The organism is Pseudomonas sp. R62 (assembly GCF_000257605.1).
In the GTDB taxonomy this organism is placed as follows: domain Bacteria; phylum Pseudomonadota; class Gammaproteobacteria; order Pseudomonadales; family Pseudomonadaceae; genus Aquipseudomonas; species Aquipseudomonas atacamensis.
The window spans coordinates 2,622,572-2,631,770 of sequence record NZ_JH635998.1 but is presented as its reverse complement, the minus strand read 5'-3'; the positions used below and the strand labels follow the sequence as shown (position 1 = coordinate 2,631,770).

The 9,199-nt window shown below is 63.2% G+C and carries 7 protein-coding genes and 1 pseudogene; all 8 read right to left on the bottom strand.

The genetic code is table 11. The features are described from left to right. Window positions 1-260: pseudogene (locus tag OQK_RS12845) on the bottom strand (biotin-independent malonate decarboxylase subunit gamma); the annotation flags it as partial. Then, window positions 257-1,108 carry a biotin-independent malonate decarboxylase subunit beta gene (locus OQK_RS12840; RefSeq protein ID WP_016772753.1) on the bottom strand — a complete coding sequence of 284 codons (852 nt, stop codon included), beginning with the start codon at window positions 1,106-1,108 and terminating at the stop codon, window positions 257-259. The gene OQK_RS12840 and the pseudogene OQK_RS12845, both read right to left, overlap by 4 nt. Continuing rightward, on the bottom strand, window positions 1,101-1,400 hold the full coding sequence (locus OQK_RS12835) for a malonate decarboxylase subunit delta (protein ID WP_016772752.1): 300 nt from the start codon (window positions 1,398-1,400) through the stop codon (window positions 1,101-1,103). The genes OQK_RS12840 and OQK_RS12835 overlap by 8 nt, the downstream gene beginning before the upstream one ends. Further along, complete coding sequence (locus OQK_RS12830) at window positions 1,400-2,257, bottom strand: triphosphoribosyl-dephospho-CoA synthase (protein WP_016772751.1); 858 nt, start codon at window positions 2,255-2,257, stop codon at window positions 1,400-1,402. The genes OQK_RS12835 and OQK_RS12830 overlap by 1 nt, the downstream gene beginning before the upstream one ends. Next, entirely contained in the window at window positions 2,257-3,927 is a 1,671-nt protein-coding gene (gene mdcA / locus OQK_RS12825) for a malonate decarboxylase subunit alpha (protein ID WP_016772750.1), read from the bottom strand. The genes OQK_RS12830 and mdcA overlap by 1 nt, the downstream gene beginning before the upstream one ends. A gap of 288 nt (window positions 3,928-4,215) precedes the next feature. After that, entirely contained in the window at window positions 4,216-4,581 is a 366-nt protein-coding gene (locus OQK_RS12820) for a DUF6124 family protein (protein ID WP_016772749.1), read from the bottom strand. A gap of 512 nt (window positions 4,582-5,093) precedes the next feature. After that, entirely contained in the window at window positions 5,094-5,564 is a 471-nt protein-coding gene (locus OQK_RS12815) for a chemotaxis protein CheW (RefSeq protein WP_016772748.1), read from the bottom strand. Beyond that, a partial coding sequence (locus tag OQK_RS12810; protein ID WP_038860910.1) for a hybrid sensor histidine kinase/response regulator occupies window positions 5,557-9,199 on the bottom strand: 3,643 nt, incomplete at its 5' end. The genes OQK_RS12810 and OQK_RS12815, both read right to left, overlap by 8 nt.

The following is a 9,199-nucleotide window of genomic DNA, read 5'->3' as shown; positions in this document are numbered from 1 at the left end:
ATGATCGGGCGTTTCTGTGCGCTGTCGCGGTCGGCGCTGATCGCATCATCCACAGCCTTGGCCAGGCCCCAGCCTTCGAGCAGACCGACCTCGCCATTGCGGGCGCGGGGGAAACGATTGTCCGGGTCGGCGACCACCGCAATGAATCGCCCCAGTTCACCGTCAGCCACTTTCAACGACGGCGGCAGGCCTTCGACGCTTTTAGCGCCGGTACTCAAGGCGTTGAACCAGTGCAAACCGCGCAGAGAATAGCCACTCATGAGCGCTCTCCTTGATACAGATCGCGAACCACTGAGGGTTCGATTTGCGGGTCAGTGTTCAGACTGCCCAGACGCTGCAGGAACCATTCGGCGCTTTGGCTGCGTGGCTGAGCCGGCAAGCCTTGCTGGAGCAGTTCGCCAACCTGCTGGCGAATCCGCGCCACGTCATCGCCAACATAACGGTCCACCAGCCCCGTGTTGAAACGCTGTTCGCCGCCGGTCAGGCTCCAGATGAAGGGCCGGTCGCGTGAGTCATATTCCTCGATCCCGGCTTCCTGCTCGATGACTTGCGGGCCGTTCAAGCCGAGGCGCGCTTCCTGAGTCACCAGCAGATAACTGCATAGCGCTGCGGCAATCGACATGCCGCCGAAGCAACCGACGCTGCCGGCAACCACGCCGACCACCGGTTGGTATCGCTGCAAATCGACAATCGCTGCGTGAATATCGGCAATCGCCGCGAGGCCGAGATTGGCTTCCTGCAAGCGCACGCCACCGGTTTCCAGCAGCAGCACCGCGCGGGTCGGGATGCCGTTGCGGTTGTCCTCGGCGGCCAGTTCCAGCGCGCCGGCAATTTTCGCCCCGCCGACTTCGCCAAGGCTACCGCCCTGAAACGCGCCTTCGATCGCGGCAATCACCACTGGCAAACCGTCGAGGCTGCCCTTGGCGATAATCACCCCGTCATCGGCTTGGGGCACCACGCCCTGGCGTTCCAGCCATGGCGACATCACCCGTTGAAACGGATCGAGCAGTTCGCGAAAGCTTTCGGCATCGAGCAAGGCTTTCGCCCGCGCCCTTGCGCCGAGTTCGACGAAGCTGTGTTTGTTGAGCAACGCTGCGCTGTCAGTCATGGCCGACCTCCTCGAAACCCTGTTCCAGACGCAAGCGCACCACCCCCGGCGTCGCGCCGAAATCGTGGATATCGATGGCCATCGCCGGCGGCGTGGTGCCGTCGAACATCCGCGCAAACAGGTGCTGCCAGCGCTGCTGCGCGCCGTTGACCGAGGTCTGCACGTTGATCGTCAGTTTGCCGGCCAGACCCGGTTCGATCAGCACTTCCAGATCACCCGAGCCGACACAACCGACCAGCGCACGCCCGCGTGGCGGCTGCCCGGCGGGGAATTCAAACGATAGGTTTTCCATCAAAACGCTCCCTGAGAGATGCCGTCGCGCTCGATACGATCGAGCAGCAATGTGGCGGCGAGCAGGTCGGCGGCGCCACCGGGCGAGGCATTCAATGCGATGAGTTGTTGATCCAGTTCGTGCAGGCGCCGACGACCGCTGAGGCTGGCGCTGCCACCGGCATCGAGCACCGCTTGCGCGCCGGCCTGCATGGCCTGCAGACCCGGTTCCCCGGCGCGGTAGAGCACGCAGGTATCGGCCAGCTCGGTCATGATCGCCAGCAACGCATCGAGCCGGGCGTTCTGTTCGCCGTGACCGTTGGCGCGACTTTTGTGCAGTTGCGGCAAGCCGCGTTGCAGCACGGACGGGAAGCCCAGTTGCGCTTCCTCGCGAGCACCGCGTGCGCCGTAACGCTGGGCAACTTGTGCGCCATGGCTGAGTGGTGTCGGTGCGTAGCGGTCGTCGAGCAGTGCCAGGCGGGCGGCGCACAGGGCGATGGATTTCGGTTGCAGCGCGGCGGCCGTCACCAACAGTCCCAACGCCCAGATCGCACCGCGATGGGTGTTGACGCCGTTGGTGGTCACGAGCATGGCTTGTTCGCCCTCGCGACCGATGCGGCCAATCGCTTCGCGTAACGGCACACCGACTTCGCCCAGCTCCAGCGCCACCTCAGCCATTTCCTTGAACGCTGGCCACAAGGCCAACGCCGACGCGTGCATCAGGCCCAGGTGCAGATCGGTGTGCGCGCCGTTGCCACGACGGTCGACCAGCGCCGGTTTCGGCGACAGATCGGCTTCGTCGATCAACGCGTCCACTGCCAGATCGGCCAAGCGGTCAGCCAGGGACAGCGGTTTCGCTTGCAGGTTGAATGCGTGCATTACCAGCTCCTGAATTTGGCGGGCGGGTTGTACAGGCCGCCGGACCACTCGACCAGATCGGCGACGCTTTTCGCCGCGAGCAATTCGCGCGTGGCGTCAGTGCGGCGGATGCCGAGGTCTTCGGGCAAGGCGATCAGGCCTTCGCGGCGCATGCGTTCGGTGTCTTTCGGGTTGTGTCGCAGGCCGATGGCGGTAACCCCGGCAACCGCTGCGATCATCGCCTGCCGCTCTTCCAGCGAGCGGGCCTTGTACAGGTAGGCGATGCCTTCTTCGGTGAGCAGGTGGGTAACGTCGTCGCCGTAGATCATGATCGGCGCCAGCGGCATGCCGCTTTTCTTCGCCACCTCCACGGCGTCGAGGGTTTCGACGAAGGTCGGTTTGCCGCCCTCCTGGAAGGTCTCGACCATTTGCACCACGAGTTTCTTGCCACGTTCGAGCATCGGTTGCGGCCCATCGGCGTGGCGCATGTCCAGCCACGCCGGAGTGCCGTGACGGCGGCCGCGCGGGTCGTGACCCATGTTCGGCGCACCACCGAAACCGGCGAGACGGCCTCGGGTGACGGTCGAGGAATGGCCGTCGCCATCAACTTGCAACGTCGCGCCGATAAACAGATCCACCGCGTATTGCCCGGCCAGTTGGCAGACCATACGGTTGGAGCGCAGCGAGCCGTCGCGGCCGGTGAAGAACACATCCGGCCGAGCGGCGATGTAGTTTTCCATGCCCAGTTCGGTACCGAAGCAATGCACGCTCTCGACCCAGCCGCTTTCAATCGCCGGGATCAGCGTCGGGTGCGGGTTGAGCGTCCAGTTGCGGCAGATCTTGCCTTTCAAACCGAGGGATTCGCCGTAGGTCGGCAGGATCAGTTCGATGGCGGCAGTGTTGAAACCGATGCCGTGGTTGAGCGACTGCACGTTGTGTTTTTCGTAGATCCCGCGAATCGCCATCATCGCCATCAGCACGTGCACAGGCTTGATGTGCCGTGGGTCGCGGGTGAACAGCGGTTCGATGTAGAACGGCTTGTCGGCGACCACGACGAAATCGACCCATGAAGCGGGAATGTCCACGCGGGGCAGTTCGCTGACGTCATCGACCAATTGGTTGACCTGGACGATGACGATGCCGTCGCTGAACGCCGCCGGTTCGATCAGCGCCGGGGTGTCTTCGGTGCTCGGGCCGGTGTAGATGTTGCCAGCGCGGTCGGCCATGAAACCGGCCGAGAGCACGACGTTGGGAATCAGATCCACGACGAGGCGGGCGTAGAGTTCGATGTAGGTATGAATGGCGCCGACTTCGAGCAAGCCATCTTCGAGCAACTGGCTGATGCGCAGGCTCTGGGTGCCGGCGAAGGAGAAATCGAGCTTGCGGGCAATGCCACGTTCGAACAGATCAAGGTGTTCGGAGCGGCCGACGCTGGGCATGATCATGTGCAGATCGTGGAGCTTGGCCGGATCGGCCTTGGCCAGTGAACGCGAGAGGAAATCCGCCTGCTTCTGGTTGTTGCCCTCCAGCACCACACGATCGCCGGGATGGATCAGCGCTTCGAGCGCGGCGACGATTTTGTCGCTGGGCAACACCGCACCATCGGCCAGCCCGCGCACCTTGTCGAGCCGGCGCTGCTTCTCGTCACGCCGCCGCGTCCAGCGCGAGTCGGGGGAAATTGTTGTTGTCATGCTCACTCCACGGGTTCGCTGTCGTGGAGCCAAGTTAGGCGTGTGTGGTGAGGGCATCAATCAAGCTGGGTGGTGAATCATTACGCTGAGCGTAACGTTCAAAAGCTACCCTCACCCTAGCCCTCTCCCGGAGGGAGAGGGGACTGATTGGGGGATGCTTGGGAATGACTCTGACCTGAACCCGTTGTAGTGAATCCATAATCGACTCGGTCATTCAGGTCGATGTAGGACGCGAGACACCTCGGTCGGCTCCCTCTCCCTCTGGGAGAGGGCTGGGGTGAGGGGCTTTCAGTCGGTTGGCACCATTTTGTCCAGCACGCGATTCACCGCCATCTCCGCCACCATGACAATCTGCGCGATGCCCTGCAGGGTCTTGCGCTGCGAACCTTCCACGGAAGCGGCGTGGTTGTGCAGCATCACCGTCGCCGAACCCAGGGTTTCACAAGCGTCGGCCAGCAAGGATTCGGTGTCGGCTTCGGGGTTGGCCATGTACAGCGTGTTGGGGATGTACGGCGGGGCCATGAAGTCAGCGCTGGGCGGGCCGAGGTAATGGTCGAGGGCACGCTCGGCGGCTTCGTGGAATTTTTTTGAGTCGGGGGATTGGTAGGGCGATGCCGGGTCTTTGGTCGGCGGGTTTGGCGTTACTTTGAACATGAGCTGTGTTCCCGTTGTTGAGCGCCAACCCCTTGGCTACTAAACGAAAGGGAGGCGACTGTACGCAGGTTAGTAGACCGGGGAACTCAGCTTAAGCCGGCGCGCCGAAGCGCCCTACGTACAGCCACCATCAAGCTCAGATGCGGAACACCTGTGATGAATGCACGACCAGCAGAATTACCGCGGGCTACTAAACCCGATCACTGGGAATCAGTGACCCGATCCAAGTTACGCAGCAAGCCCTGGGCGCACAAGCCGGCGGATTCTGGCGCAGGCGTAGGCAGCGGCGCAAGGATTTGTAGGCTGGTGCGGCGTAACACCGGGTGTCTTTAAACACCGGAAAAGATTGGTGTTTATTGAGCTACAGGAATTGAGGATCTACCTGTGGGATTGTGGTGATGCGACTGGCGCTTTCGCGAGCAGGCTCGCTCCCACAGAGGTTGCCCGGTGTACACACCTGTGGGAGCGAGCCTGCTCGCGAAGAGGCCATCCAAAACAGCGAAAGCCTTGGATCAGCGGGCCAATCCCGCATCCACCAGTAACTGCTCCAGCCCCAACAAATCCGGCACCTTCGCCACCTGCTCGCCCACCTGCACCGCCGCCTGCTCCAGCGCACACAACGGCACATCGACATAACTCAACTGACTGTCGAGCTTGTACGACCGAGGAATCCCCTGCACCAACAGGGCGATGAATCTCAGCTCGGGCAAGCCGCCCAGCGCATTCAGAATGACGATCCGCGCCCGTTCGCCGATGACGATTTTCTGCCCGCAGGCCGATTCGAAACTGATCAGCGGAATCTGCCGCTCGCGCCACGTTACCCGGCCCAGGTACCACGCCGGCGTGTCGAGATCGAAGGCACTGGCCTGGTAGTCGATCAGCTCGGCGATGGCGACATTCGGCAGGATCAGGTTGCGATCGGCCAGCGGCAGCAGCAGCCCGGTGAGCTGGCTGGTGCGCGGGTTGTGCCGGTGCTCATGCATGTTTCTTGCTCCACTGGGCGATGCTCTCCAGCAACACCGATTCCTGATACGGCTTGCCGAGGTAGTCGTTGACGCCGATGGCCATGGCGCGGTCGCGGTGTTTCTGCCCGGTGCGCGAGGTGATCATGATGATCGGCAAGTGGCGCAGGCGTTCGTCGGCGCGCACCTGGGTGGCGACTTCGAAGCCGTCCATGCGCGGCATTTCGATGTCGAGCAGCATCAGGTCGGGCATGTGCTCTTCGAGGAGCAGCATCGCATCGACACCGTCCTTGGCGGTCAGCACGTTCATGCCGTGACGTTCGAGCAAACGGCTGGTGACCTTGCGCACCGTTACCGAGTCATCGACGACCATGATCAGCAGCGGCTTGTGCGGCTCGCTGTCGATCTCCGTGGCCTTCGGTTCCTGCGCCAGGCGCGCCTGCATCGCCCGGATCGGTGCGAGCAGATCCAGAATCAGCACCACCCGGCCGTCGCCGAGAATCGTCGCCCCCGACACGCCCTGCACCGCCGCGAATTGCGGGCCGAGGCTCTTGACCACGATCTCGCGGGTGCCGGCCATGGCGTCGACCAGCACCGCAATGTGGCGGTCGTTGCAATGCACCAGCAGCACCGGCAACGGCAGGTTCTGCCCGAGCAGTTTCGGCCGTGGCGCAGTCTTCAACAGCTCGCCGAGATAGCACAGCTCATAACGCTGGCCGGCGTATTGATAACTCGGCGGATCCTGACGGAAGTGCCCTTCCAGATCATTCGGCAACACGCGCACGATGCCTTCGATGGTGTTCAGCGGGATCGCGTACTGATCCTCGCCGCACTGCACCATCAGCGCGCGGTTGACCGACACGGTGAACGGCAAGCGAATGCGGAAATGCACGCCCTGCCCCGGCACCGAATCGATGCTCATGCTGCCGCCCAGCTGACGCACTTCTTCGTGGACCACGTCCATGCCGACGCCACGCCCGGAAATCTGGGTGATCTTTTCCGCCGTGGAGAAACCCGGCTGGAGAATGAACTGCAACACATCGCGGTCGCTGATCTCGGCGTCGGGCGCCAGCAGACCGCGCTTTATCGCCTTGCGCCGCACGGCTTCCAGCGGCACACCGGCGCCGTCATCGCGGATGTCGAAAACCATGTCGCCGCCCTCGCGCGACAGATCGAGAGTGATCTGCCCTTGCGCCGGTTTACCCGCCGCCAATCGCACCTCGGCAGATTCGAGGCCATGGTCGACGGCATTGCGCAGCATGTGTTCCAGCGGCGCGGCCATGCGCTCCAGTACGTTGCGATCCATCTCGCCATCGGCATTGCCGACGACGAACGCGACATCCTTGCCCAGCTCTTCGGCGACCTGTCGCACGATGCGTTTCAGACGCGGCACCATGCGTTCGAACGGCACCATGCGCGTGCGCATCAGGCCTTCCTGCAATTCGGTGTTGATCCGCCCCTGTTGCTGCAACAGGTTCTCCGCATCGTGGTTGCGGCGGTCGAGGGTTTCCTTGAGGTCGAGCAGGTCCGAGGCGGATTCGAACAGCGCCCGCGACAGTTGCTGGAGCTGCGAATGGCGGTCCATTTCCAGCGGATCGAAGTCTTCATAACCGAGGCGTTCGCCATCGACTTGCTGGCGGCTGAGGATGCGCCCTTGGGTTTCGGTGTCAAGGCGGCGCAACTGATCGCGCATGCGCTCGATGGTGGTTTCCATCTCGTTGAGAGCAATCTGCGCATCGTTGACTTGCTGCTCGATCCGTCCACGAAAGATCGAGGTTTCCCCGGCCAGATTGACCAGTTCATCAAGCAGCTCGGACGAAACCTTGACCATGTCCGCGCCAACATCGGCGGCCGGTGGCGCAGCCTCGGGCTTAGCCACCGGTGCCGCGACCGGCGCCGGCGGCGCTTCAACCTGCACCGGGTGACTGAAATTCTGGATCGCGCTGATCAGCCGATCGGCCGGCGGGCACGGTTGCCCGGCGCGCACGCCATCGAGCATTTGCGCCAGTCGGTCATGGCCACGCTGCACCAGCGCGAACAGTTCGGCGGACGGTTGCAGCGCACCGGTAGAGAGGCTTTCGTAGAGAAATTCCAGCTCATGGGCGAGGTCGCCGATCGGGCCGATTTCGACCATCCGCGCGCCACCCTTGAGGGTGTGCAGATCGCGCAGCAGGGTTTCGATTTCCTGACGGTTGCCCGGCTCGGCCTGCCAGCGCAACAGCGCGGCGCCGGAGCTTTCGATGATGTCGAAACCTTCTTCGAGGAAGATTTCCAACAGTTCCGGATCATGCCCGGCGTTGTCGTGTTCGACCGCTGCGGGGGACGATTCGCTGGCGGCCTGGCCCTGACGCAACTGACGGATCGCGTCGATCAGATCCTGCGCCGGAGTCAGCGCTTGATGCGCTTGCAGTTGCTCCAGCATCAGCGCCAACCGCTCATGACTGTGCTGCAACAAACCTTCGAGCGCGGCGCTGTGGTTGTAGCGTCGATCGACCAGCCCTTCGTAGAGATTTTCCAGTTCCTGGGCAAGGTCGCCGACGGCCTCGACCTCGGCCATGCGCGCGCCGCCCTTCAGCGTGTGCAAGTCGCGCTGCAATGACGACAGCGGCGCGGCGTTGTCCGGATCCTTGCGCCAGCGCTGCAAGGCTTGCCCGGCGCTGTCGAGAATGTCCACCGCCTCTTCGAGGAAGATTTCGACGATCTCGTCGTCAGGCTCGAGGGCGGCAACCGATTGCTGCAATTGGGCGGTGGCGCTGCCCAGTTCGCGAATATCCAGGGTGCGACTGCCGTCGCTGCGGATCAGGCCCATCGCCGCCGGGTCGAGGCCTTCGTCGAGCAGTTCCTGCAAGGCGCGAATCCGCTCCGGTTGCGGGGTGATTTCCTGGCCGGCAGCGAGTTCGTCGAGCATGTTGATCAGCGCTTCGTGGGCCAGTTGCGCTTCGTGGAAAAACCGCTCGCTGACCGCCAGGCTGCTTTCTTCCACCGCGCCATACAGATCGAGCAAGGCTTCGCACAAGCCATCGACCGCCTGCAGATCGGCCAGATGCGCACCTTCGCCGAGGGTGGTCAGTTCATCGAGCAGAGCGCTGAGTTCCTGGCGTTCGCCGGGGTGCTGCTGCCAGCGCTGCAAAAGGTTTTCGGCGTCGAGGAGGATGTCCATGCCCTGGGCGAGGAAGTTGTTGATCAGCTGCGGATCGCGCTTGAGGCGCAGGCCGCTGTCAGCGCCATCGGAACTGGATTGCAGGCGCTCGGCGAGCAGCGCCTCGGTGCGTTTGATCAGCGACTGCGCACCGACAATCGGCGCCAGCGGATCGTGTTTGAGCTGGCGCAGGCCGACGCGGAACAAGCCCTCGGCTTCGAGCAGCAATTCGACCTCGTCCAGATCCAGCGGCAACTGATGCGCCTTGAACTCGCGAGCCAGTTGATCCAGTGAAGCCGCCAGTTCGGCCATCGGCAAGACACCGGCCATGGAGGCACTGCCCTTGAGCGTGTGCAGCGCCCGTTGCAGTTCGTCGCTGGCCGGTAACGGCACCTGTTCGGCGGCCTGATCGAGGAAACGGTTGAGGCTGGCGAGATGGGTTTCGGCTTCTTTGCGGAAGATCTCCAGCAGCAGCGGATCAAGCGCGGCGACGTCGTCGGTATCTTCGGCAGCCAGC